The 25,250-nt window shown below is 37.4% G+C and carries 19 protein-coding genes, 2 pseudogenes and 1 other annotated feature; of the genes and pseudogenes, 18 read left to right on the plus strand and 3 right to left on the minus strand.

The window, feature by feature from the left end; all coding sequences use genetic code 11:
• Window positions 1-7: 7 nt before the first annotated feature.
• A pseudogene (locus SK578_RS10560) lies at window positions 8-1,333 on the minus strand (transposase).
• A 245-nt stretch (window positions 1,334-1,578) separates the two neighbouring features.
• On the opposite strand from SK578_RS10560, the gene SK578_RS04980 reads away from it, so the two are divergent.
• The 3 genes and pseudogenes from SK578_RS04980 (at window position 1,579) to SK578_RS04990 (ending at window position 6,557) form a co-directional block, all read left to right on the plus strand.
• The gene (locus SK578_RS04980) at window positions 1,579-3,078 is read left to right on the plus strand and encodes an oligosaccharide flippase family protein (protein WP_042750985.1); all 1,500 of its coding nucleotides are present in this window, start codon (window positions 1,579-1,581) and stop codon (window positions 3,076-3,078) included.
• Window positions 3,075-3,889: pseudogene (locus tag SK578_RS04985) on the plus strand (LicD family protein). The gene SK578_RS04980 and the pseudogene SK578_RS04985 overlap by 4 nt, the downstream one beginning before the upstream one ends.
• Window positions 3,890-3,980: 91 nt before the next feature.
• Complete coding sequence (locus SK578_RS04990) at window positions 3,981-6,557, plus strand: MBL fold metallo-hydrolase (protein WP_042750986.1); 2,577 nt, start codon at window positions 3,981-3,983, stop codon at window positions 6,555-6,557.
• 47 nt (window positions 6,558-6,604) lie between these two features.
• On the opposite strand, the gene SK578_RS04995 is transcribed toward SK578_RS04990, so the two are convergent.
• Window positions 6,605-8,059, minus strand: coding sequence for an oligosaccharide flippase family protein (locus tag SK578_RS04995; RefSeq protein WP_042750987.1), 1,455 nt, complete (start codon window positions 8,057-8,059; stop codon window positions 6,605-6,607).
• Window positions 8,060-8,207: 148 nt separating this feature from the next.
• Between SK578_RS04995 and mecA the strand changes: the two genes are divergently transcribed.
• The 13 genes from mecA to SK578_RS11225 all read left to right on the plus strand — a co-directional run bounded on the left by mecA (window position 8,208) and on the right by SK578_RS11225 (window position 21,529).
• Window positions 8,208-8,945, plus strand: coding sequence for an adaptor protein MecA (gene mecA, locus SK578_RS05000; protein ID WP_042750988.1), 738 nt, complete (start codon window positions 8,208-8,210; stop codon window positions 8,943-8,945).
• Window positions 8,946-9,092: 147 nt separating this feature from the next.
• Entirely contained in the window at window positions 9,093-10,379 is a 1,287-nt protein-coding gene (locus SK578_RS05005) for a homoserine dehydrogenase (protein ID WP_042750989.1), read from the plus strand.
• A 1-nt stretch (window position 10,380) separates the two neighbouring features.
• Entirely contained in the window at window positions 10,381-11,250 is an 870-nt protein-coding gene (gene thrB / locus SK578_RS05010) for a homoserine kinase (RefSeq protein ID WP_042750990.1), read from the plus strand.
• Window positions 11,251-11,348: 98 nt separating this feature from the next.
• Complete coding sequence (gene msrB, locus SK578_RS05015; protein ID WP_042750991.1) at window positions 11,349-12,287, plus strand: peptide-methionine (R)-S-oxide reductase MsrB; 939 nt, start codon at window positions 11,349-11,351, stop codon at window positions 12,285-12,287.
• Window positions 12,288-12,347: 60 nt separating this feature from the next.
• A complete protein-coding gene (locus SK578_RS05020) occupies window positions 12,348-14,072 on the plus strand; it encodes an ABC transporter ATP-binding protein (protein ID WP_042750992.1) in 1,725 nt (574 codons plus the stop codon).
• Window position 14,073: 1 nt separating this feature from the next.
• Window positions 14,074-15,822, plus strand: a complete 1,749-nt coding sequence (locus tag SK578_RS05025) for an ABC transporter ATP-binding protein (RefSeq protein WP_042750993.1) — start codon at window positions 14,074-14,076, stop codon at window positions 15,820-15,822.
• A 259-nt stretch (window positions 15,823-16,081) separates the two neighbouring features.
• Window positions 16,082-17,341 (plus strand): TRZ/ATZ family protein, encoded by a 1,260-nt coding sequence (locus tag SK578_RS05030; RefSeq protein WP_042750994.1) that lies wholly within the window; start codon window positions 16,082-16,084, stop codon window positions 17,339-17,341.
• Window positions 17,342-17,416: 75 nt separating this feature from the next.
• Window positions 17,417-17,552 (plus strand) — a sequence feature (ribosomal protein L10 leader region).
• A 38-nt stretch (window positions 17,553-17,590) separates the two neighbouring features.
• Complete coding sequence (gene rplJ, locus SK578_RS05035; protein ID WP_042750995.1) at window positions 17,591-18,091, plus strand: 50S ribosomal protein L10; 501 nt, start codon at window positions 17,591-17,593, stop codon at window positions 18,089-18,091.
• A gap of 74 nt (window positions 18,092-18,165) precedes the next feature.
• Complete coding sequence (gene rplL / locus SK578_RS05040; protein WP_001196965.1) at window positions 18,166-18,534, plus strand: 50S ribosomal protein L7/L12; 369 nt, start codon at window positions 18,166-18,168, stop codon at window positions 18,532-18,534.
• 264 nt (window positions 18,535-18,798) lie between these two features.
• Complete coding sequence (locus SK578_RS05045; RefSeq protein WP_042750996.1) at window positions 18,799-19,842, plus strand: SPFH domain-containing protein; 1,044 nt, start codon at window positions 18,799-18,801, stop codon at window positions 19,840-19,842.
• 306 nt (window positions 19,843-20,148) lie between these two features.
• Complete coding sequence (locus SK578_RS05050) at window positions 20,149-20,436, plus strand: hypothetical protein (protein WP_000285175.1); 288 nt, start codon at window positions 20,149-20,151, stop codon at window positions 20,434-20,436.
• Entirely contained in the window at window positions 20,433-21,074 is a 642-nt protein-coding gene (locus SK578_RS05055; protein WP_042750997.1) for a hypothetical protein, read from the plus strand. The genes SK578_RS05050 and SK578_RS05055 overlap by 4 nt, the downstream gene beginning before the upstream one ends.
• A 239-nt stretch (window positions 21,075-21,313) precedes the next feature.
• Window positions 21,314-21,529, plus strand: coding sequence for a hypothetical protein (locus SK578_RS11225; RefSeq protein ID WP_235228636.1), 216 nt, complete (start codon window positions 21,314-21,316; stop codon window positions 21,527-21,529).
• Between the two features lie 134 nt (window positions 21,530-21,663).
• Here SK578_RS11225 and gdhA read toward each other — a convergent pair whose 3' ends face one another.
• Window positions 21,664-23,010 (minus strand): NADP-specific glutamate dehydrogenase, encoded by a 1,347-nt coding sequence (gene gdhA / locus SK578_RS05065; RefSeq protein WP_042750998.1) that lies wholly within the window; start codon window positions 23,008-23,010, stop codon window positions 21,664-21,666.
• 229 nt (window positions 23,011-23,239) lie between these two features.
• Here gdhA and SK578_RS05070 point away from each other — a divergent pair, with 229 nt between their 5' ends.
• Both SK578_RS05070 and holA read left to right on the plus strand, forming a co-directional pair.
• On the plus strand, window positions 23,240-24,175 hold the full coding sequence (locus SK578_RS05070) for a dihydroorotate oxidase (protein ID WP_042750999.1): 936 nt from the start codon (window positions 23,240-23,242) through the stop codon (window positions 24,173-24,175).
• Window positions 24,176-24,208: 33 nt separating this feature from the next.
• Window positions 24,209-25,246: a DNA polymerase III subunit delta gene (holA, locus tag SK578_RS05075; RefSeq protein WP_042751000.1), complete on the plus strand. Its 1,038-nt coding sequence runs from the start codon at window positions 24,209-24,211 to the stop codon at window positions 25,244-25,246.
• Window positions 25,247-25,250 lie beyond the last annotated feature (4 nt).

Consider the following 25,250-nt stretch of genomic DNA (forward strand, 5'->3'; position numbering starts at 1 on the left):
ATCTTTGTCAACTGTAGGGGGAAGAAAAGCTAAGATTAGAAAGGACGAAATTCGTTCTTTCTTTTTTGATATTCGGATCGATGAAAATCCTTATTTTGAAGTTTTCAAAGTTCAGAAAAACAAATGAATTTCGTTTGATAAGTTTAATGAGATTATTAGTCGCTTCCAATTTGGCGTTGGAATAGGGGACCTGAAGTGAATTGACAATCTTCTCTTTAGCTTTGAGAAATGTTTTAAAGATAGTCTGAAAAATTGGATGAGCTTTCTTTAGATTGTCCTCAATGAGTCCGAAAAATTTGTTAGGCTCTTTATTCTGAAAGTGGAAAAGCAAGAGCTGAAAGAGAGCATAGTGGTGCTTCAAGTCTTCTGAATAGCTCAAAGGCTTGTCTAAAATTCTTTATTCGTTAAGTGCATGCGAAAAGTAGGGCGATAAAAACGTTTATCGCTGAGTTTACGACTATACTGTTGAATGAGTTTCCAGTAGCGCTTGATAGCCTTGTATTCATGGGATTTTCGATGAAACTGATTCATGATTTGGACACGCACACGACTCATGGCACCGCTAAGATGTTGTACAATGTGAAAGAAATCCAACACGATTTTAGCGTTTGGGAGTGAAATAGTCTGGGAGACTGTTTCAGCCTGAGCCTAGAAATTCGAAAGAGAATCTGTTTAGCCAAGTTATAGTAGGAACTAAACATATCCATAGTAATGATTTTCACCTAACAACGAACGGCTCTATCGTATCGAAAAAAGCGACTTCGAATGACTGCTTGTGTTCTACCTTCAAGAACAGCGATGATAGTGACCTTTTCAAAATCTTGCGCAATGAAGCTCATCTTTCCCTTAGTAAAAGTGTACTCATCCCAAGACATAGTCTGTGGAAGACGAGAAAAATCATACTTAAAACGGAAGTCATTGAGCTTGCGAATGACAGTTGAAGTTGAAATGCCAAGCTGATGAGCAATATCGGTCATAGAAGTTTTTTAATCAGCTTCTGAGCAATTTTTTGGTTGATGATACGAGGGATTTGATGATTTTTCTTTACTAGAGGAGTCTCAGCGACCATCATTTTTGAGAAACGATAGCACTTGAAACGACGCTTTTTAAGGAGAATTCTAGTAGGCATACCAGTTGTTTCGAGGTAAGGGATCTTATACGGTTTTTGAAAATCATATTTCTTCATTTGACTTCCACAGTCTGGGCAAGATGGAGAATCGTAGTCCAGTTTAGCGATGATTTCTTTGTACGTATCCCTATTAACAACATCTGCAAATTGGATATTAGGGGCTTTAATATCGAGTAGTTTTGTAATAAAATGTAATTGTTCCATAGGATTCTTTCTAATGAGTTGTTTGATTGCTTTTCATTATAGGTCATATGGGACTTTTTTTCTGTAACAAAATAGGCTCCATAATATCCATAGTGGATTTACTCACTATAAATTCTTTAATTCTCTATTTTCAGTGTAATTGTTTGAATTTTGACAATTTAAGGAAACTGTTCTTTTGAGATTTTTTACATCTTTATATGCTATAATTGTAGTTAGAACTTCTAAGAAAGGAACTATTATTTTTTATGAAAAGTATTAAACTAAATGCTTTAGCATATCTAGGGATAAGAATACTAAATATTATATTCCCTCTTTTAACAGGTACACATGTAGCGCGTGTATTAGATAAAACATACTATGGTTATTTCAATTCTGTTGACACTATACTCTCGTTTTTCTTACCTTTTGCTACATACGGAGTATATTCATATGGTCTAAGAGGTATCAGTAACGTAAAAGATAATAAAAATGAGGTAAATAAAGTATTCTCTCAATTATTCTATCTTTGTATAACTTGTACTAGTTTATGTATTGTAATCTATATATTTGCTTATCCTTTGTTTTTTGAAAATAATCCTGTACTGAAAAAGGTTTATTTAGTAATGGGGATTCAATTAATTGCACAAATGTTTTCCATAGAATGGGTTAATGAAGCATTGGAAAACTATGATTTTCTTTTTTATAAAACAGCTTTGATTAGAACTCTCATGTTATTTTCTATATTTATATTTGTTAAAGAAGAAAAGGATATTATACCTTATACATTGATAATGAGTTTATCTACTCTTATAAATTATTTAATTAGTTATTTTTGGATAAAAAGAGATATCAAATTAGTTAGAATAGATATTAAAGATTTTAAGCCTCTGTTTTTGCCACTTACTGCTATGCTTGTTTTCTCAAGTGCAAATATGTTATTTACTTTCCTTGATAGATTATTCTTAGTAAAAATAGGCGAAGAGTTATATGTGACATACTATACAATGGCTCAAAGAATTGTTGGGGTTATAGCTGGCTTAATTACTGGAGTTGTAAGTGTAAGTGTTCCTAGACTGAATTATTATTTAGGAAAAGGTGATAAAACTTCTTATTACAATTTAGTAAACAGAGGAAGCCGTATGTTTATGTTTTTTATTATACCTATAAGCCTTGGATTAACTGTGTTAGGTACTGAAACAATACTGATATACGGGAGTGAAAAATATGTTGAAGGAGGTATGTTAACTTCACTATTCGCTTTCAGGACAATTTTCTTATCTTTAGATATTATTTTAGGAACTCAAATTATATTTGCTCATGGCTATGAAAAACAACTAACGATTTTCACTCTATTATCGGGTATTATAAACATTCTATTGGATAGTATTTTATTTATGAATAATATTTCAAAACCAGAATTTTACCTGATAACTACAATGATTTCTGAAATTATTTTATTAATAATCTATTCAAGATTTATTATTAAAAAACAATTAATTTCATTAAAAAATATATTCTACTACACTATACGATATTTTATGTATAGTCTTACATTTATACCAATTTATTTTATAGTTAATATTGTTAATCCTACAGAAATGATCATAACTTCCAAATTAATTATAAATATAGTTATGACTATAATTCTATCAATAACAAGCTATACAGTTTTATTATATGTAACCAATGATGCAATCTTACAAGAAGTTTTTGAGCATCTTAAACGAATCAAAAGGAAAATTTTTAAATTTGGGAGAAAAGAATGAAAAAAATAACAGTAGATGAAGCGAAAAACATAGAATTGGAAATTTTATCTTATATAGATATTTTTTGTAAAAAAATGGCATAGAATATTTTCTTAATTACGGAACACTTATAGGAGCTGTTAGGCACAAAGGTTTTATACCGTGGGATGATGATATTGATATTAGCATGACGCGTGAGAATTATAATAAGTTCATAAACCTATTTGAAAATGATAGTTCAAAATATAAGCTACTCTCATTAGAAACGCAAAAAGAATATTATAATAATTTTATAAAGATAGTTGATACATCCACTGTTATTGATAACACAAGAGTATATACAACTTATCCTTCAGGTGTGTTTATTGATATATTCCCTATGGATACCTTTAATGACAAAAAAATCATGAAATTATTTTATAGATTGGATAGTTTAAAATTACTAGCATCAAGTAAGAGAAAGAATATTATTTATAAAGATAGTCAAATTAAAGATTTAATTAGACAAATTATTTGGTTCATATTACTGCCAATACCACCAAAAGTTTTTGCAATTATTATGGAAAAACTGACGAAAAAACACTATAATCCAAATGGTAAATTTATAGCTTTCCTTTCTTCAAAATTGGGAGAAAAAGAAGTATTTGAAAGAAAAATTTTTGAAGAAATAATAACTTTAGATTTTGAACATCTTAGACTACCGGCTCCCAAAAATTATGATTTTATTTTAACTCAATATTATGGTGATTATATGCAGTTGCCTCCGGAGGAAGAAAGAGGTTTTGGGCATGAGTTTGATGTCTATTTAATTGAAAACAAGAAACACTCGTAATTAGAAATTTGAACTCAAATCAGTATTACTCCCTTAAAGATGTAATCTAATATCTAAGGAAAAATCATTAGAAAGAAAGTGTGATTTGCAGATGAATTTGAAACAAAAAATAATCTTATTTATCTTTGTATTTTTCGCTATTGCAATAAGCCAATTACAGTTTGTGCAAGCAAATTTAATCTCAACTGGTTCAGGAAATCGTGTACATTTTATCAATACAAAAGGAGCAACAGGGAGTGATGCTATTATTTTAGAAAGTAATGGTCACTATGCTTTGATTGATATGGGAGAGGACTACGATTTTCCAGATGGTAGTAATCCACGATATCCAAGTCGTGTTGGTATTAGTACAAACAATGGGTATGTATTAGAAGATAGACTGTTCAGACATATGAAACAGGTAGGTATTAAAAAACTTGATTTTATTCTAGGAACCCATGTCCATAGTGATCACATTGGTTCTGCAGATGAAGTTCTTAAACGTTTTCCTGTTGATAGATTTTATCTAAAACGATACACTGATGAACGTATTACAACAAAATGGAGATTGTGGGACAATCTTTATAATTACGATAATGCTGTTAATACTGCTAGAGAACGTGGTGTGAAATTAATACAAGATATCTCAGATAAAGACAGTCATTTTACTTTAGGTGATATGGATATTCAGCTGTATAACTATAAAAATGAGTATGATAGCAATGGAAATCTAAAAAGGGTATTTGATGACAATTCAAACTCAATTGTAGCAGTTGTAACAGTTGCAGGTAAAAGAATCTATCTTGGTGGAGACTTGGATAATGCTGAGGGTGCAGAAGATAAGTTAGGTCCTGTAATTGGTAAGGTGGATATGATGAAATGGAATCATCACTATGATGCTAAAATTTCTAATACTATTCCATTCTTAGAATACTTATCACCGAAGATGGTTGTACATACTTCGGCTGCAGATGCAAACCTTTCTACAACTAGAGATTATCTTAAAAGAAAAAATATTCAGGTTGTTCATGCATCTAGTCAGACAAAAGATGCAACAGTCTTTACAATTGGAGAAAAAGGATTTACGGATATTTCTGAAAGTCTACCAAATATACCTACAGTGAATGAAAAATGGTATAAAGAAGAAGGTTACTGGAAATATCGCTTGTTCGATGGAGAAATGACGATTGGTTGGCGAAAAATAGGCGGTGTTTATTATTTTTTTAATGGACAAGGACAAATGCAAGCTGGCAAATGGTTGCATTTGAAAGATTCTAGAGAAAAGCTTGATGGAAATTGGTATTACCTAAACAACAATGGAGGCATGCAAGAAGCCGGTTGGTTTAAGAAAGATGGTTTTTGGTACTATATTACCTCTACAGGGGCTCGGAAATATAATGAATTAGTGGAAATTTCTGGACAAAAATATTTATTTGATAAAGAAGGAAAAATGTTAACAGGATTGCATGAGTTTAACGGCAAAAAAATGTTCTTTGCTACTAATGGTGCCCTTCAATCTAATGGTAAACCTTCTAGTTGGAAAAAAGTGTTAGGAAAATGGTATTATTACGATGAGAATGGAGTCCCTTCACTTAGTAAAAAAATTATAAATGGAACAACTTATTTCTTTAATCAAGAAGGTGTGATGCAGACTGGCTGGGTTTTTGTCAATGGAAAATGGAACTATTATACAGAATCAGGAGCAATGAAAACTGGCTGGATTAAAGATAAAGATATATGGTATTATTTAGACAAAGATGGTATCATGTTAACCGGAAATCAAGAAATTAGTGGAATTCGTTACTATTTAAACACAAGTGGAGCGATGCAAACTGGTTGGAAATTAATGGATAAGAACTGGTATTACTATTCAAGTTCTGGTGCGATGAAGATTGGCTGGGTTAAGGATAATGAAAAATGGTACTATTTGGATAAAGAAGGTATCATGCAGATTGGTGCTCATACGATTAGTGGATTACGTTATTTTTTGAGTACAAGTGGAGCCATGCAGACTGGTTGGCAGAAACTAGAGGAAAAATGGTATTTTTATTCTGATTCAGGAATTGGTCAAACTGGTTGGCTAAAAGATCATGATATGTGGTATTATCTTGAATCTAAGGAAGGCGCTATGTTGGTTGGACTCAATCAAGTAGATGGCAAGCAATATTACTTTAGTGCATCTGGTGCCATGCAGACTGGCTGGAAATGGTTTGATAATCATTACCGTTACTTTGAATCAAATGGAGCCATGAAAACTGGTTGGATAAAAGACAAAGGCGTCTGGTATTATCTAAATCCTGAAGATGGTATTATGTTGGTTGGCCTTCAAAAAGTCAATGGTGATCAATATTACTTTGATTCAACAGGAGCGATGCAAACTGGCTGGAAACAGGTTGATGGTAATTGGTACTATTTCCAAGCAGATGGTTCCTTATTGAAAAATTCTACCACACCTGATGGTTATAAAGTTAATGAAGAAGGTGTATGGAGACAAGTAGTTACTGTTGATAAGCAGCAAAATCATTCTACAAACAAACAGGAAACATCTACTCTAACTGATAAATCAGACAAGATTAATAAGGCAGAAAAGCAAGAAAATCATAAAGAAATTAACTCTTCTAATTCAGAAAAACAAAAAGAAGACTCATTTATAGAGTCAAGTAGTTCCGATAAGAAAGAAAAGGAATAATGAGAAAATCCCCTGCTACTAGAATAGTCTATTAGCAGGGGATTCTTTTAATTTCTTTTAATCTTAGCAAGTGCAAGATTGAGTGCATAGTGGAATGTTTTATCTTTGGTAATAAATAGTGTCAAGAGATAATATATTCCACAAGTAGAAACAGTCGAGAGAACCATGAGTATCATATTGAAGTTGACTGTATAAGAGTTGATTTGGAAAAGGAATTTAAACGCTAAGTAGATTGGAATGAATCCGAGCGATACAATAGTATAGCGTGTTAAAGTAGTAAAGATTTCTTTTAAATCAAGTAGCTGATGTTTTTTGATAAAGTAAATTTCTAGTATAACAACTACAGTTTCTGCACTAATAGTAGTAGCAATATAGTACTCTGGTGCGAAAATATTATTGAAATACAAGAAACTGTTGAGTAGGATATTGGCACCGCCACCAATAAAGTAAAAGGCTGTTAAACGATTTTCGTGGTCGTTGATGAAGATGATCTGTTTACCAAGAATTAATTCAATGGCCCAGATGATTGTACGAAAGGCGAAAACACTAGTCACAATACCTGCTTCGAGGTATTTTTCAGAAGAGTAGATAACTGCCGCGTAGTTTCCCAACACCATCATTCCAATACTGGTTGGAATGATAAGGAAATAAAAGAGGGCAGCTCCTTGGTTCAGAAGATTTTTATAAGATTCGTAGTCTTTCTTACCGAGATAGTAGCCGAGACGTGGAATACTGACGTTGATAGCTCCACTCAGGACACTGGCAATCAACATGACGATACTAGATGCAATAGTGTAATAAGAAATGTAGTTTTCATCAGGTCCTTTAGTGATAAACATTCTATCAAGTAAGGTGTAGAGCATATTGGCATTAGCTAGAAGCAACATGGTCAAGAGTGGCTTAGATGCTTTGATTAATTCCATGAGACCAATTTTGACAAAGGAAACTTCTCGTTTAATCCAGAGAAAACTGAATAGATAGTTGAGAATTGTCGTTGCACTCATGACGATGGCATAAGGAACGATATCATCTGCAGTTTTAACAAAGGTAAAGATAGCAACCAGCATGGCAATCCGAATAATCAATGTCTTGTAAAGGATGAAGGCATAGTTTTCATAAGCCTCGTTCATCCACTCGATATAAAGGAATTGGAAGAGAGACTGGACACCAAGTATATAGTAGAGTTCTTTCAAATTTTCAATACTATTATCTAGGTAAATAAACAAAAAGTAGATACTTGTTGTAAGGACAGAAGTAATTACAGATATATAGAATAACTTGGAGAAGACATAATTAATCTTATCTTTATCGTCTTTAACCTTACTGATAGCACGAATCCCGTAGTTGTATATTCCAAAGGCAGCTAGTGGAATGACAAAGCTGGCCCAAGTATTGGCGGTATTGAAGTAACCGTAGTTGGATTTGCTGAGAATCCGCGTCAGATAAGGGTTGGTTATCAGCGGAAAAACGATATTGAGAATATTAACTAGTAAGCTAGCCAGTGCATTAACTTTATATTTTTCATTGTACTTTCTTTCTTGTTATTGTAAAATGGTCTCTAGTATTATATCACATTCTCGCTTCATTCTTTTGATAAAATCGTAAAAATCTAGTATAATAGATAGAACTGAAAGTATGAGGTTACTAGCAATGAAAATGAAACAAATTAGTGATACAACTTTGAAAATCACGATGTCTTTAGAGGATTTGATGGATCGAGGCATGGAGATTGCTGACTTTCTCGTTCCTCAAGAAAAAACAGAAGAGTTCTTTTATGCTATCTTGGATGAGTTAGAGATGCCTGAGAGCTTTTTGGATACAGGTATGTTGAGCTTCCGTGTGACTCCAAAACCTGATAAGGTAGATGTTTTTGTAACCAAATCAAAGATTGACCAAAATCTAGATTTTGAAGACTTATCGGATTTACCAGATATGGAAGAATTGGCTCAAATGTCGCCTGATGAATTTATCAAAACCTTGGAAAAAAGCATCGCAGACAAAACCAAGGATGATATTGAAGCCATTCAATCTCTAGAGCAAGTAGAAGCCAAGGAAGAAGAGCAGGAGCAGGCTGAACAAGAAGTTGAGAGCAAGAAAGAGCCTTATATCTACTACATCCTTTCTTTTGCTAAGTTGGCTGACTTGGTGTCTTTTGCTAAGACAGTGACTTTTGAGATGGAAACTTCTGAACTCTACAAGATGAATGAGCGGTATTATTTGACCATTTTAGTGGATATTGAAAATCATCCAAGTCCATATCCAGCTTGGCTGTTGGCTCGTATGCGCGAGTTTGCGGAAGATAGTGACATCAGTCGCTCAGTCTTGCAGGAGTACGGTCAAGTCTTGATCAATCACGATGCAGTGCTCAATCTGCAAAAGATTGGATAATCATTTCTGGAAAGCTATTTCTAGATTTTAAGAAGAGCGAATCATCGGATTCGTTTTTTTCTAGACTGAAATAGTGATTTACTATAATAGGAATTTTCACAAAATTCTGTTATAATGGCTATATTAGAAAATTTCGAGGAGACAAACATGACAGTTAAAATTGCTTTACTAGGATTTGGTACCGTTGCAAGTGGTGTGCCTTTCCTCCTAAAGGAAAATGGAGAAAAAATCAATCAATCAGCACATTCAGATATTGAAGTTGCTAAGGTATTGGTCAAGGATGAAGATGAAAAGAATCGCTTGCTTGCAGCAGGGAATGACTTTAACTTTGTAACCAATGTGGATGACATTTTATCAGACCAAGACATTACGATCGTAGTGGAGTTGATGGGTCGTATCGAACCTGCTAAGACCTTTATCACTCGTGCCTTGGAGGCTGGCAAACATGTTGTTACTGCTAACAAGGACCTTTTGGCTGTCCATGGTGCAGAACTGTTAGAAATCGCTAAAGCGCATAATGTAGCACTTTACTACGAAGCAGCAGTAGCTGGTGGGATTCCAATTCTTCGTACCTTGGCAAATTCCTTAGCTTCTGACAAAATCACTCGTGTGCTTGGTGTAGTCAACGGAACTTCCAACTTCATGATGACCAAGATGGTGGAAGAAGGCTGGTCTTACGATGACGCTCTTGCGGAAGCGCAACGCCTAGGATTTGCAGAAAGCGATCCTACAAATGACGTAGATGGGATCGATGCAGCCTACAAGATGGTGATTTTGAGCCAATTTGCCTTTGGCATGAAGGTTGCTTTTGACGATGTAGCCCACAAGGGGATACGCAATATCACACCAGAAGATGTGGCTGTAGCCCAAGACCTTGGCTATGTAGTGAAATTAGTGGGTTCTATCGAGGAAACTCCTTCAGGTATTGCTGCAGAAGTAACACCAACCTTCCTACCTAAAGCGCACCCACTTGCCAGTGTAAATGGGGTAATGAACGCTGTCTTTGTGGAATCTATCGGTATCGGTGAGTCTATGTACTACGGACCAGGTGCTGGTCAAAAACCAACTGCAACAAGTGTTGTGGCGGATATTGTCCGTATCGTTCGTCGCTTGAATGATGGTACCATTGGCAAAGACTTCAATGAATACAGCCGTGACTTGGTCTTGGCAAATCCTGAGGATGTTAAAGCAAACTACTACTTCTCAATCTTGGCACCAGACTCAAAAGGTCAGGTCTTGAAACTTGCTGAAATCTTCAATGCCAAAGATATTTCCTTCAAACAAATCCTCCAAGATGGAAAAGAAGGTGACAAGGCGCGTGTCGTGATCATCACACACAAGATTAATAAAGCCCAGCTTGAAAATGTCTCAGCTGAATTGAAGAAGGTTTCAGAATTCGACCTCTTGAATACCTTCAAGGTGCTAGGAGAATAAGATGAAAATTATTGTACCTGCAACCAGTGCCAATATTGGGCCAGGTTTTGACTCGGTCGGTGTAGCTGTAACCAAGTATCTTCAAATTGAGGTCTGTGAAGAACGAGAAGAGTGGTTGATTGAACACCAGATTGGCAAATGGATTCCACATGATGATCGCAATCTCTTGCTCAAAATCGCTTTGCAAATTGTACCGGACTTGCAGCCAAGACGTTTGAAAATGACTAGTGATGTTCCTTTGGCACGTGGTTTGGGTTCTTCCAGCTCGGTTATTGTTGCTGGGATTGAACTCGCCAACCAACTGGGTCAGCTTAACTTGTCTGACAATGAAAAATTGCAGTTAGCGACCAAGATCGAAGGACATCCTGACAATGTGGCTCCAGCCATTTATGGTAATCTCGTTATTGCAAGCTCTGTTGAAGGGCAAGTCTCTGCTATTGTAGCAGACTTCCCAGAGTGTGATTTCCTAGCCTACATTCCAAACTATGAATTGCGTACTCGAGACAGCCGTGGTGTATTGCCTAAGAAATTGTCTTACAAGGAAGCTGTTGCTGCCAGTTCTATCGCCAATGTGGCGGTTGCGGCCTTATTGGCAGGAGACATGGTGACCGCAGGGCAAGCAATCGAGGGCGACCTCTTCCACGAGCGCTATCGTCAGGACTTGGTGAGAGAATTTGCGACGATTAAGCAAGTAGCCAAAGAAAATGGTGCCTATGCAACCTACCTCTCTGGTGCTGGGCCGACAGTTATGGTTTTGGCTTCTCATGACAAGATGCCAACGATTAAGGCAGAATTGGAAAAGCAACCTTTCAAAGGAAAACTTCATGACTTGAAAGTTGATACCCAAGGTGTCCGTGTCGAAGAAAAATAAAGAATAGATGATAGGATGGGGAAACTCTCGACCAGAGGGCTTCCTATCCTTTTTTTGAAAAGAAGTCTAGTTAAAAACTTGATAAAGGAGAAATAAAGATGGCAGAAATTTATCTAGCAGGTGGTTGTTTTTGGGGTCTAGAGGAATATTTTTCACGCATTTCTGGAGTATCAGCAACCAGTGTTGGCTACGCTAATGGTCAAGTCGAAACGACCAATTACCAGTTGCTCAAGGAAACAGACCATGCAGAAACGGTTCAAGTGATTTACGATGAGAAAGCAGTGTCACTCAGAGAAATTTTGCTTTATTATTTCCGTGTTATCGATCCTTTATCTATCAATCAACAAGGGAATGACCGTGGTCGCCAATATCGAACTGGGATTTATTACCAGGATGAAGCAGACTTGCCAGCTATCTACACAGTGGTGCAGGAGCAGGAGCGCATGCTTGGGCGAAAGATTGCAGTAGAGGTGGAGAAACTTCGCCACTACATTCTGGCTGAAGACTACCACCAAGACTATCTTAAGAAGAATCCTTCAGGTTACTGTCATATCGATGTGACCGATGCTGATAAGCCATTGATTGACGCAGCAAATTATGAAAAGCCTAGTCAAGAGGTGTTAAAGAAAAGCTTAACCGAAGAGTCCTATCGTGTTACCCAAGAAGCTGCTACAGAGGCTCCATTTAGCAATGCCTATGACCAAACCTTTGAAGAAGGGATTTATGTAGATATTACGACGGGTGAGCCACTCTTTTTTGCCAAGGATAAGTTTGCCTCAGGATGTGGTTGGCCAAGTTTTAGCCGTCCGATTTCCAAGGAATTGATTCATTATTACAAGGATCTCAGTCATGGAATGGAGCGAATTGAGGTTCGTTCTCGGTCGGGGAATTCTCACTTGGGTCATGTTTTTACAGATGGTCCTCAGGAGTTAGGTGGCCTGCGTTACTGTATTAATTCTGCATCCTTGCGTTTTGTATCCAAGGATGAGATGGAAGAAGCAGGATATGGCTATCTACTGCCTTACTTAAACAAATAAATCAGAGAGGGTGGGCACTTCCCACTTTCTTTATTTCCAGAATACGAATAGAAGGGATTTATGAAACACCTATTATCTTACTTTAAACCCTACATCAAGGAATCAATTTTAGCACCCTTGTTCAAGCTGTTAGAAGCTGTTTTTGAGCTCTTGGTTCCCATGGTGATTGCTGGGATTGTTGACCAATCCTTGCCCCAGAAAAATCAAGGTCATCTCTGGATGCAGATTGGTTTGCTCCTTATCTTTGCAGTAATTGGTGTTGTAGTGGCCTTAATAGCCCAGTTTTACTCAGCTAAGGCAGCGGTAGGTTTTGCCAAGGAATTGACAAACGACCTCTATCGTCATATTCTTTCTTTACCAAAGGAAAGCAGAGACCGTTTGACAACTTCTAGCTTGGTGACTCGCTTGACTTCGGATACTTACCAGATTCAGACTGGTATCAATCAATTTCTGCGTCTCTTTTTGCGAGCACCTATTATTGTATTTGGCGCTATCTTTATGGCCTATCGCATCTCGGCTGAGCTGACTTTCTGGTTCTTGGTCATGGTTGTCATTTTGACCATTATTATTGTAGGGCTCTCTCGACTGGTCAATCCTCTCTACAGCAGTCTGAGAAAGAAAACGGATCAACTGGTTCAAGAAACGCGCCAGCAATTACAAGGGATGCGGGTTATTCGAGCTTTTGGACAAGAAAAACGAGAGTTACAGATTTTTCAAACTCTTAACCAAGTCTATGCTAGATTACAAGAAAAGACAGGTTTCTGGTCTAGTTTATTAACTCCTCTGACCTATCTGATTGTTAATGGAACTCTCCTCGTTATTATCTGGCAGGGATATATTTCAATTCAAGGAGGATTGCTCAGTCAAGGTGCTCTCATTGCCCTTATCAACTATCTCCTACAGATCTTGGTGGAATTGGTCAAGCTAGCCATGCTGATCAATTCTCTCAACCAGTCCTATATTTCAGCTAAGCGAATCGAGGAAGTCTTTACTGAGGCTCCAGAGGATATCCATTCAAAATTAGAACAAAAGCAAGCTACCAGTGATCAGGTTTTACAAGTTCAAGAACTGACCTTTACCTATCCTGATGCGGCCCAGCCTTCTTTGAGAGACATTTCCTTTGATATGACTCAAGGGCAAATTCTTGGTATCATTGGGGGAACGGGTTCTGGTAAATCAAGTTTGGTGCAACTCATCCTTGGACTTTATCCAGCAGACAAGGGGAGCATTGACCTTTATCGAGATGGACGTAGTCCTCTTAATTTGGAGCAGTGGCGGTCCTGGATTGCCTATGTGCCCCAAAAAGTCGAACTTTTTAAGGGAAGCATTCGTTCCAACTTGACTCTAGGTTTAGATCAAGAAGTAACTGATCAAGAACTCTGGCAGGCCTTGGAAATTGCGCAAGCTAAGGATTTTGTCAGTGAAAAGGAAGGACTCTTGGATGCCCTAGTTGAGGCAGGAGGACGAAATTTCTCAGGTGGACAAAAACAAAGGCTGTCTATTGCTCGCGCAGTCTTGCGCCAGGCTCCATTTCTCATCCTAGATGATGCAACCTCGGCGTTGGATACCATTACGGAGTCCAAACTCTTGAAAGCTATCCGAGAAAATTTGCCAAATACGAGCTTAATTTTGATTTCTCAACGCACCTCGACTTTACAGATGGCTGACCAGATTCTACTCTTGGAAAAAGGTGAGCTCTTAGCTATCGGCAAGCACGTGGACTTGATGAAAACTAGTCAAGTCTATCGTGAAATCAATGCATCTCAACATGGAAAGGAGGACTAGCATGAGACGACAAACTGCAAACCAGACGAGCAAACGTTTGGCAAAAGATTTAGCAAGTCATACCTTCCTTCTTTTTCTAGCCTTTCTAGGAACCATTGCCCAGGTTGCCTTATCAATCTACCTACCTATATTGATTGGGCAGGTCATCGACCAAGTCCTAGTGGCTGGTTCTTCACCAGTTTTTTGGCAGATTTTTATTCAAATGACCTTGGTGGTCATAGGAAATAGCCTTGTGCAGTGGGCCAATCCTCTCCTCTATAATCGCCTAATTTTCTCTTATACCAGAGACTTACGAGAGCGAATCATCCATAAGCTCCATCGTTTACCGATTGCCTTTGTGGATAGACAAGGTAGTGGGGAGATGGTCAGTCGTGTTACCACAGACATCGAACAGTTAGCAGCTGGCTTGACCATGATTTTTAACCAATTTTTTATTGGAGTCTTAATGATTTTGGTTAGTATTCTAGCCATGCTCCAAATTCATCTCCTCATGACCCTCTTGGTCTTGCTGTTGACGCCACTATCCATGGTGATTTCACGCTTTATTGCCAAGAAATCTTATCATCTCTTCCAAAAGCAAACGGAGACAAGAGGGATTCAGACCCAGTTGATTGAAGAATCGCTTAGCCAACAGACTATTATCCAGTCTTTTAATGCTCAAGAAGATTTTATCCAAAGACTGCGTGAGGCTAATGACAACTATGCAGGTTATTCGCAGTCAGCTATCTTTTATTCTTCAACGGTTAATCCTTCGACTCGTTTCGTCAATGCACTCATTTATGCCCTTCTAGCTGGAGTGGGAGCTTATCGTATCATGTTGGGGTCCACCTTGACCATCGGGCGTTTAGTGACCTTTTTGAACTATGTCCAGCAGTACACCAAGCCCTTTAACGATATTTCTTCAGTTTTGGCCGAGTTGCAAAGTGCTCTCGCTTGCGCAGAGCGTGTTTATGCTGTCTTAGAAAGTCATGAGGTGGCTGAAACAGGTAAGGAAGTCTTGACTAGTGATCAAGTTAAAGGAGCAATTTCCTTTAAACAGGTCTCTTTTGGTTACAATCCTGAAAAGATCTTGATTAAGGATTTATCTATTGACATCCCAGCTGGCAGCAAGGTTGCTATTGTTGGTCCGACGGGGGCTGGAAAATCAACCCTTATCAATCTCCTCATGCGTTTTTATCCCATTAATTCAGGAGATATCTTGCTAGATGGGCAATCCATTTATGACTATAGTCGTGCTTCTCTTCGACAGCAGTTTGGCATGGTGCTTCAAGAAACCTGGCTCAAGCAAGGAACCATTCATGACAATATTGCCTTTGGAAATCCTGATGCCAGTCGAGAGCAGGTGATTGCTGCTGCCAAAGCAGCCAATGCAGATTTTTTCATCCAACAGTTACCTCAAGGCTATGATACAAAGCTAGAAAATGCAGGAGAATCTCTCTCTGTCGGTCAAGCCCAGCTTTTGACTATCGCCCGAGTCTTTCTGGCTATTCCAAAGATTCTTATCTTAGACGAGGCGACTTCTTCCATTGATACGCGGACAGAAGTGCTGGTTCAGGATGCCTTTGCAAAACTCATGAAGGGGCGTACAAGCTTTATCATTGCCCACCGCTTGTCAACCATTCAAGATGCGGATCTGATTCTAGTATTGGTGGATGGTGACATCGTTGAGTATGGCAATCATCAGAATCTCATGACTCGAAAGGGCAAGTATTACCAAATGCAGCAAGCTGCAACTTTTAGCTCTGAATGATCCTTTCTAATTTCAAAATCTTATAGACAAAAAAAGTTGCCTTCGGGTGACTTTTTTGTTACAATAGCTAGAAAAATTATTCACTGTAATACTCAATGAAAATCAAAGAGCAAACTAGGAAGCTAGTCGCAGGTTGCTCAAAGCACTGCTTTAAGGTTGTAGATAAGACTGACGAAGTCATTAACCATATATCTACGTGAAGGTGAAGCTGACGTGGTTTGAAGAGAGAATAAATTATTTTTTAGAAAAGGAGCCTATAATGAAAGTCTATCAGCATGTAAATATCGTGACTTGTGATCAAGACTTCCATGTTTATCTGAATGGAATCTTAGCCGTTAAGGATTCTCAAATTGTCTATGTTGGTCAAGAGCAGTCAGAGATTATAGAGCAAGCTGAGCAGATTATAGACTATCAGGGAGCCTGGATTATGCCTGGTTTGGTTAATTGCCACACACATTCTGCTATGACAGGATTGAGAGGAATTCGAGATGATAGCAATCTCCATGAATGGCTCAATGACTATATCTGGCCTTCAGAAGCAGGATTTACTCCCGACATGACTACAAGAGCGGTTAAAGAAGCTATGATAGAGATGCTCCAGTCAGGAACAACAACCTTTAATGATATGTATAATCCCAATGGTGTGGATATTGAGCGGATTTATCAGGCAGTGAAAACTTCCAAGATGCGTTGTTATTTCTCACCGACCCTCTTTTCTTCAGAGACAGAGACAACTGCTGAGACCATTGCAAGAACTCGAGCAATTATTGAGGAAATTTTAGGATATGAAAATCCAAATTTCAAGCTTATGGTAGCACCACATTCTCCCTACAGTTGTAGTAGAGACTTGCTGGAAGAAAGCTTAGATATGGCAAAAGAGCTTGCTATTCCAATCCATATCCACGTGGCGGAGACCAAGGAGGAGTCAGGCATTATCCTGAAACGCTACGGCAAACGCCCCCTCGCTTTTCTAGAAGAACTGGGTTACTTAGATCATCCGTCTGTCTTTGCTCACGGGGTCGAATTAAACGAGAGAGAAATTGAACGCTTGGCAACTTCTCAAGTGGCTATCGCCCACAATCCTATCAGTAACCTCAAACTGGCCTCAGGGATTGCTCCTATCATTCAACTGCAAAAAGCAGGAGTAGCTGTGGGAATTGCGACAGATTCAGTTGCTTCCAACAACAACCTTGATATGTTTGAGGAAGGACGAACTGCAGCTCTCTTACAGAAAATGAAGAGTGGAGATGCCAGCCAATTTCCTATCGAAACAGCTCTCAAGGCGCTGACAATTGAAGGGGCTAAGGTCCTAAGAATGGAAAATCAGATAGGAAGTCTAGAAGTCGGCAAGCAAGCAGATTTTCTCGTTATTCAACCACAAGGAAAAATTCATCTCCAAACTCAGGAAAATATGCTTTCTCATCTGGTTTATGCAGTTAAATCTAGTGATGTAGATGATGTTTATATTGCCGGAGAACAGGTTGTTAAGCAAGGTCAAGTACTGACAGTAGAACTTTAAAAGAAAAATAACGAAAAAATTTTAAAAAAGAATGCAAAAATCTTGCATTCTTTTTTTGACTATGCTATACTTATATACGGTTTGAAAAAACTGCCTAAGACAGTAGGGGAGCTTGACTCATAAGTATCCTACCGAGGACAAAACGTATCATGTAAAAAGAAGCGTATTGTACTTTCGTGTCTAGGTTTGGGCGCGTTTTTCTTTTGGAAAAATTCCCCAAGCAAAATAATAACGGAGGTGAACACACTAATGAGTGAAGCAATTATTGCTAAAAAAGCGGAACTAGTTGACGTAGTAGCTGAAAAAATGAAAGCTGCTGCATCTATCGTCGTTGTAGACGCTCGTGGTTTGACAGTTGAGCAAGATACAGTTCTTCGTCGTGAGCTTCGTGGAAGCGAAGTTGAGTATAAAGTTATTAAAAACTCAATCTTGCGTCGTGCAGCTGAAAAAGCTGGTCTTGAAGAACTTGCATCAGTATTTGTTGGACCATCTGCAGTAGCATTTTCTAACGAAGATGTTATCGCACCAGCGAAAATCTTGAACGACTTTTCTAAAGACGCTGAAGCACTTGAAATTAAAGGTGGTGCAATCGAAGGCGCTGTCGCATCTAAAGAAGAGATTCTTGCACTTGCAACTCTTCCAAACCGCGAAGGACTTCTTTCTATGCTCCTTTCTGTACTTCAAGCGCCAGTGCGCAACGTTGCTCTTGCAGTCAAAGCGGTTGCAGACAACAAAGAAGACGCAGCTTAATCTTAAGCTACGCAGCGTAGCCTAGCTACGAAAAACATATTATAAATTAAAAAACATATTTGGAGGAAATAACAATGGCATTGAACATTGAAAACATTATTGCTGAAATTAAAGAAGCTTCAATCCTTGAATTGAACGACCTTGTAAAAGCTATCGAAGAAGAATTTGGTGTAACTGCAGCTGCTCCTGTAGCTGTTGCTGCAGCTGGTGCTGCTGACGCTGGTGCTGCTAAAGATTCATTTGACGTTGAATTGACATCTGCAGGCGACAAAAAAGTTGGCGTTATCAAAGTTGTACGTGAAATCACAGGTCTTGGTCTTAAAGAAGCTAAAGAACTTGTTGACGGTGCACCAGCACTTGTTAAAGAAGGCGTTGCAACTGCAGAAGCTGAAGAAATCAAAGCTAAATTGGAAGAAGCTGGAGCTTCAGTTACTCTTAAATAATAGAGTAACTACATTAGTAGCTTAAAAACATGATTAAACCGCTATTCTTAGGAGTAGCGGTTTTTATTTTGGTTTAATTGGTTTAAAAAGGGTCAAACTATTTATAAAGTTTCTCCAGGACATCAACAACTCATATAGGGGATTGCTCCAAAGATAATAATTTATAAGTATGAGTTGCCTTTTCAACAAAGGGGTTATATAATAGTAATATAGGTATGGAAGATTAATCTTATAATTTATAGTTTTCATTTTAGAGGAGAAAAGATGGCATTAAATTTGTTTGATGTTATTCGTTATGAAGGTGAAGATACAAGGAATATACTTGCTTGGAGACATCCTAAAACGAATATCAAGATAGGAGCAACTGTAATTGTAAACCCTGGTCAGTGTGCTGTATTGTTTTCAAATGGAAGAGCAGTAACTACTTATGATACTGGTAAACATAAGATTGAAGGATATGATATTCAAGTAGTTTCAGGAATAAAAAACTTTCTAAGTGGAGGTATTTCGTCTGACTCATTGTTTTTGTGGTTTGTAAATATGTATGATTTACAACCGATTGGATGGGGAACTTCTTCTCCTATAATGGTTCGAGATCCAGAAAGTGATATTCCTGTAGAATTGAAAATACATGGGAATTTCATTCCTCGAATTGTAGACTTAGAAGCTTTTATATTAGAATTTATGCCAAGTCACCCCGATATTATAACAGCTCCTATTTTACAAAAACGGTTTAGACAAACTGTTAGTGGGTTGATTAGTTCAGCTATTTCACAAGTAATATATAACCATAAGATTCCAATTCTTGATATTGAGATGCACAGTTTTGATATGTCTGTTGCTTTGTCAGCTATTTTATCCAGTCATTTTTCTAAATATGGAATTAGTATTGAGGAATTTAACATTGAGGCTTTAAAGGTAAATCAGAATAACAATGGATATAGAGAAATCTTTAAATTCCACAAGCAAATTTTGGAAGCCAAAAGCAAGCAGGCTGGTCGAGATATTGAAGAGTATACTTATCAAGAAGAGAGACAATTTGATCTTTTAGAAGAGGCAGCAAAAAATAATGATTCTGCAGGAAATCTAATGGGAGCAGGCGTGGAAATAGCTATGGGACTTTCCTTGGGAGCTAAATTTAGCAACTTGGTGGATCAGATTGAAGATAGGAATTCATTTGACAAAGATGTGAATCAGCATCAAACTGACCTCAAAGGAGAAACAGGCTTAGCTAAGTTTTGTAGCCAATGCGGGACTGCTTTTTTGGAAGGAGCAAACTTCTGTTCTAATTGCGGGCACGAAAGATAGTTCAAATGATTGGAAAAATCATTTTTATATCAATCTTGTTTAAGCATTATCTTTAATCTTTGATTTTTTACATTTTCAAATTTACTTTTGTTTTATTTGGGAAGTCTGGTATTGCCAGAATTTCCCTTTTTCTTAGAAATCTGAAAACTAAGATTTCTTTGTTTGTATTTTTAAATCATTCAATTTATGTAATTCTAAGTATGGAAATGTATGAATAAATACAAAGGGTCATGAAGAGTATTTGGAAATTTTTTAAGAGAGTAAGGGATTTACTTAGACAAGTTCTATGACAGGAGGATATTGTAGATGTACCAAGTGTTTCGTTTATTAAGTATACTTTTTATGGGATTGACAAGTGCAACATTTTTTCTTTCACTATGGGCCGTAACTCTATTTCTTGAACATGGTAAGCCGATTTTCTCAATAGTGACCCCTATTATTTTTTCTTTATCAGGTTTCTTTTTGTCTTCCTTTGCATTTTATAGCTTTGGTGTTTTAGAAAATATAAAAATTAAAGTCAAAGCTTTGGATGAGATATATAATGGAAAGGCTCTTTATAGAGAATATATAGCAACTAGAGGAGAAGATAGGTGAAACAGTATATTAAGAATAATTGGAAAAAAGGCTTTCATTGGTTAATTTCAAATATAGTAATACTCTGTTTTGTAGTTTTATCACTTGCTATCTTTTCTATAGATGATGGATCAACTATCTTTATATTGAAAAATCTTGATTTTATAATTTTGGCAAAATCTATTGGAATTCCCGTTGTTATCAGTTTTTTATTTTTATCATTTCAGAATGTTATCTTTTTACTAGTTGCTTTAATTATTTTTTATTTATTTCGAGAAACAATTAAAGATTCCTTTTCCTTGAAGAAATTAAAACAGAAGAATTTACTTCAAATGCTTGTTTTAATCATTTTATCATCATTTCTTGAATTTGAAAAATCTAGGGAATGGTCTATTCGATTTCTATTTCTTTTAGCTCCGTGGTATTTGTTTAGTGTGATCTCAATATTGGTAATGACTTATCGTAAGTCAAAGAGAGAAGAGGAAGTTAAGAAACGAAATCAAATACAAGCTTTATTCACTTTATTTGAAAATCACCAGATTAACAAAAATACATATCCCGTTATTTGTCCATCATGTAGTGGTGAGAATCTGCTTGACCTAGGGCAAGGTAAATCATGTGATTATTGCGGTGCATGGTTATCTAGAAAGGAAATATAAATGAGACGCTACCGTTTAATCATTTCCAAGCTTGTTTATCCTATAGTATCTTTCATATGTATTGTCACCGGATTGAAATTTTATCAGTACATTGATAACTACATAAGATGGATTTTAGGAAAAAAGAAGGTTTACTTTATGATTTCTACTTTATGTGGCTTTTAATAGTTACAATTTTGTTTGTTTTATTTTTCCTATTTTTGATTATATCGTCTTTTTTATTTTTGAAACAGCCTCGTATGAAACAATATGATAAAGCTTTGATAACAGTTCTTAAGTTTGAAGAACAAGGTGAGGATGTTATTGAAATTAAAGGGAAAGAATTGCGAGATGAGTTATCTTATCGACTATCAGCAAAACGTGTTTATTGTCCTACTTGTCATATGCCAACAGATGGAGTAATTGGAGCTCAATTGACCTGTGCAACTTGCGGTAAAACTTTTATAGTTTCTTGATTTTAGGATAATCGAAATGATATTATCTTATAGCTATTTTGATATTGTTTTTAAAACCTAGTAAGTTTGTTTACTTTAAAATACAAAAAGCAACAACTGTCTAGCTGTTGCTTTTTGGTAACTTTTTTCAAGTATTAAACAATACCTTGTGCGATCATAGCATTTGCTACATTTTCAAAAGCAGCAATGTTAGCTCCTGCAAGGTAGTCTTTATCAAGACCGTATGTTTCTGAAGTTGTTTTAGCTGTGTTGAAGATGTTTGTCATGATGTCTTTGAGACGTCCATCAACTTCTTCACGAGTCCATGAGAGGCGAAGGCTATTTTGGCTCATTTCAAGAGCTGAAACGGCTACACCACCAGCATTGGCAGCTTTTGCAGGTCCGTAAAAGATACCATTTTCTTTGTAGACTTTGATGGCATCAAGGTCGCTTGGCATGTTGGCACCTTCAGATACACAGATAACTCCTTGAGCAACCAAACGTTTAGCTGCTTCACCGTTGATTTCGTTTTGAGTAGCACATGGAAGAGCGATGTCATAGTTTCCAGCGTAAGTCCATACAGAACCTTCATGATAAGTAGCAGTTGCTTTCTCAGCTGCATATTCAGTCAAACGAGCGCGACGTTTTTCTTTAACGTCAACCAAAAGATCGAAGTCGATACCATTTTCATCGATGACATAACCATTTGAGTCAGATACAGAGATAACAGTTGCACCAAGTTCAGTCGCTTTTTGAAGAGCGTATTGAGCTACGTTACCAGAACCTGAAATAACCACTTTCTTACCAGCAAAGCTGTTACCGTTAGCTTTGAGCATTTCTTCAGTGTAGTAAACTAAACCGTAACCAGTTGCTTCTGGACGAATCAAGCTACCACCAAATCCAAGAGGTTTACCAGTCAAGACACCAGCATCAAATTGGTTAAGGCGTTTGTATTGACCGTAAAGGTAACCAATCTCACGTCCACCAACACCGATATCACCAGCAGGTACGTCAAGTGATGGGCCGATGTATTTTTGCAATTCAGTCATGAAGCTTTGGCAGAAGCGCATCACTTCAGCATCTGTTTTACCTTTAGGATCGAAGTCTGATCCACCTTTACCTCCACCGATAGGAAGTCCAGTCAAGACGTTTTTAAAGATTTGTTCAAATCCGAGGAATTTCAAGATCCCTTGGTTAACAGTTGGGTGGAAACGAAGTCCGCCTTTGTATGGTCCAACAGCTGAGTTGAATTGAACACGGTAACCACGGTTTACTTGAACTTTTCCATCACGGTCAACCCAAGGAACACGGAAAGAAATCACGCGTTCTGGCTCAGCAATACGTGCCAAGATATTTTCTTCGATATACTCAGGGTGTTTTTCAAATACAGGTTCTAAAGTGTTGAAAAATTCTTCAACAGCTTGGAGGAACTCAGCCTCGTGCCCGTTACGAGCTTTTACAGTTTCAAACACGCTTTGGATATATTCTTTAGCAGATGTCATATCGTTCTCCTTAAATTCTAATTTAATTATGTGAGTCATTATAGCAGAATTTTTTTTAACTGTAAAGAGAAAAAACAAAAATTTTCTAAAAATTCTTTCAATTTAGTTTTTGAGATTTTTTGAAAATAGATAAAAAACGAGCCTTTTTCTTGTAAATATCTTTCTCAAAGAGAAAATCTGAAAATATGGTATAATATTAGCAATAAAAGGAATCCGGAGGATTAGAATCATGGTATCAACGAAAACGCAACTTGCTGGTTTTGCGTTTGACAATTGCTTGATGAATGCAGCAGGTGTGGCTTGTATGACGATAGAGGAGTTAGAAGGCGTTAAAAACTCAGTGGCAGGAACTTTTGTGACCAAGACAGCGACCTTGGACTTCCGTCAGGGAAATCCTGAGCCACGATACCAAGATGTTCCACTTGGTTCTATCAACTCTATGGGATTACCGAATAATGGCTTAGACTATTATTTGGACTATCTTTTGGATTTGCAGGAAAAAGAGCCAAACCGAACTTTCTTCTTATCTCTAGTCGGCATGTCTCCAGAGGAAACTCATACTATCTTGAAAAAAGTCCAAGAGAGTGATTTTCGTGGTCTGACTGAGCTAAACCTCTCCTGTCCAAATGTTCCAGGTAAACCTCAGATTGCCTATGATTTTGAGACAACAGACCGGATTTTGGCAGAGGTGTTTGCCTACTTCACCAAACCTCTTGGAATTAAATTGCCACCATATTTTGATATTGTTCACTTTGACCAAGCGGCAGCTATTTTCAATAAGTATCCTCTTAAGTTTGTCAACTGCGTCAACTCTATCGGAAACGGCCTTTATATAGAAGATGAGTCTGTCGTTATTCGTCCTAAAAATGGTTTCGGTGGGATTGGGGGAGAGTATATCAAACCGACTGCTCTAGCCAATGTTCACGCCTTTTATCAACGCTTAAATTCTCAAATCCAAATCATCGGAACAGGAGGAGTTCTGACTGGTCGTGATGCCTTTGAACACATCCTCTGTGGAGCAAGTATGGTACAGGTGGGAACCACCCTTCACAAAGAAGGCGTCGTTGCTTTCGAACGTATTACCAATGAACTAAAAGCTATCATGGTGGAAAAAGGGTACGAGAACCTAGAAGATTTCCGTGGGAAATTGCGCTATATTGACTAAATTAAATCGAAAAATCAGAAGAAAGGAGAGAGGATGCTAGCTATTGAAGAAAGTCAGAAGTTGACTTTATCAAATTTACCGAGTCTGAGCCTATTTACAGGGACAGATCAGGGTCAGTTTGAAGTTATGAAGAGTCAAGTATTGAAACAGATTGGCTATGATTCTGCTGACCTTAACTTTGCCTACTTTGATATGAAAGAAGTAGTTTACAAGGATGTGGAACTGGAGTTGGTCAGCCTTCCTTTCTTTGCGGATGAGAAAATCGTGATATTAGATCATTTTGTCGATATCACAACTGCTAAAAAGCGCTTTTTGACAGATGATGAGCTCAAGTCGTTTGAGGAATACCTTGACAATCCCTCCCCAACAACCAAGTTGATAATCTTTGCAGAAGGAAAGCTGGATAGCAAAAGACGGTTGGTTAAATTACTGAAGCGTGATGCCAAGGTTTTTGATGCAGTAGAAGCTAAAGAACAAGAACTGCGCCAGTATTTTCAAAAGTGGAGTCAGAAACAGGGTCTGCAGTTTACTAATCATTCTTTTGAAAATCTCCTTATCAAGTCGGGTTTTCAATTTAGCGAAATCCAGAAAAATCTCCTCTTTTTACAATCTTATAAGGCAGATTCCATTATCGAGGAAGAGGATATTGTCAATGCTATTCCCAAGACCTTGCAGGACAATATTTTTGATTTAACTCAGTTTATTCTGACTAAAAAGATGGACCAGGCGCGAGATCTGGTTAGAGATTTGACCTTGCAAGGGGAAGATGAAATCAAGTTGATTGCAGTCATGCTAGGACAATTTCGGACTTTTACTCAGGTGAAAATTTTGTCGGAGTCTGGGCAAACAGAATCTCAGATTGCAAGTAGTCTAGGCAGTTTTCTGGGACGAAATCCTAATCCCTATCAAATCAAGTTTGCGTTGAGGGATTCACGAGGCCTTTCCTTGAACTTTTTGAAGCAAGCTATTTCTTATTTGATTGAGACAGACTATCAGATTAAGACAGGACTCTATGAAAAAGGTTTCCTTTTTGAAAAGGCACTCCTACAGATTGCTAGTCAGGTCAATTGACATT

This window comes from Streptococcus mitis (assembly GCF_000722755.1).
GTDB classification, from domain to species: domain Bacteria; phylum Bacillota; class Bacilli; order Lactobacillales; family Streptococcaceae; genus Streptococcus; species Streptococcus mitis_CM.